Annotated in this window: 1 protein-coding gene; it reads left to right on the top strand. The window is 68.9% G+C overall.

Annotated features, from left to right (window positions below; all coding sequences use genetic code 11):
• Positions 1–1,464 (top strand): condensation domain-containing protein (locus tag BST14_RS28030; protein ID WP_142279671.1); only part of this gene is annotated, 1,464 nt, incomplete at both ends.

Raw genomic sequence — 1,464 nt, 5'->3', positions numbered from 1 at the left:
GCGTTGCGGCTGCGCGGTCAACTCGATGCCGGTGCGCTGGGCGCGGCGTTGACCGATGTGGTGGGCCGCCACGAAAGCCTGCGCACGGTGTTTACCTCGGCCGATGGAGTTCCGCAGCAGGTGGTGGTTCCCGCCGAGCGGATCGGCTTTGCCTGCGAGGTGATCGACGCCCGCGGCTGGCCGCAAGACCGGCTAGGTGAGCGCATGACCGCCGCGGCCCAGTACGCGTTCGACCTGGCCAGCGAAAGCCCGCTGCATACAGAGCTTTTCACCGTCAGCGACGACGAACACATGCTGGTGGTCGCGGTGCATCACATCGCCGCCGACGGCTGGTCGATCACCCCCTTCGCGCGTGATCTGGGGGTGGCATATGCGAGTCGGTGCGCGGGCCGGGCCCCCGATTGGGCGCCGCCCGCGGTGCAGTACGCCGACTACACGCTGTGGCAGCGCGCGTATCTGGGCGAGGTGGACGACAGCGACAGCCGCATCGCCGCCCAGCTCGACTACTGGACCGAGGAATTGGCCGGGCTGCCCGAACGCCTGCAGCTGCCCACCGACCGGCCCTACCCGCAGGTGGCCGACCACCGCGGCGCCCGGCTGGCGGCGGACTGGTCCGCCGAGCTGCAGCAGCAGGTGCAGCGGGTGGCCCGCGAGCACAACGCGACCCCCTTCATGGTGATCCAGGCGGCGTTCGCCGCGGTGCTGTCCACGATCAGTGCCAGTGATGATGTCGCGGTGGGCTTCCCGATCGCCGGACGCCCCGACCCCGTACTCGACGAGCTGATCGGGTTTTTCGTCAACACCTTGGTGCTGCGCGTCGATGTGGCCGGGAATCCGACGTTCGCCGACCTGCTGGCCCAGGTGCGCCGGCGCAGCCTGGCCGCCTTCGAGCACCAAGACGTGCCCTTCGAGCTGCTGGTGGAACGGCTCAACCCCACCCGCAGCCTGGCTCATCATCCGCTGATCCAGGTGCTGCTGGGTTGGGAGAACTTCCCCGGCGAGGTTACGTCGCCCGCGGGCGGGTTGGCCCTGGGTGATCTGCAGGTCACCCCCATGCCGTTGCACACCCACACCGCCCGCATGGATTTGACGTTCACCCTGGCCGAACAGTGGACCCCGGCCGGTGAGCCCGCCGGTATCGCGGTGACGGCGGAATACCGCACCGACGTGTTCGATGCGGCCACCATCGAGGCGCTGATCGCCCGGTTGCAGCGGGTGTTGGTGGCGATGGCGGCTGACCCGCAGCGGCGGCTGTCGTCGGTGGATGTGTTGGCCGCTGATGAACACGATCTGCTCGATGAGTGGGGTAACCGCGCGGTCTTGAGCCAGTCGGTGGCCCCGGTGTCGGTTCCGGAATTGTTTGATGCGCAGGCGGCCCGCACCCCGGATGCGGTGGCGCTGACGTTTGAGGACCGGTCGTGGACGTATCGGGAACTCGACGAGGCGGCCAACCGGTTAGCGCAC

Source organism: Mycobacterium arosiense ATCC BAA-1401 = DSM 45069 (genome assembly GCF_002086125.1).
Classification (GTDB): Bacteria; Actinomycetota; Actinomycetes; order Mycobacteriales; family Mycobacteriaceae; genus Mycobacterium; species Mycobacterium arosiense.
Note: the sequence above shows the minus strand (reverse complement) of the source record. Positions and strands in the feature narration are given on the sequence as shown.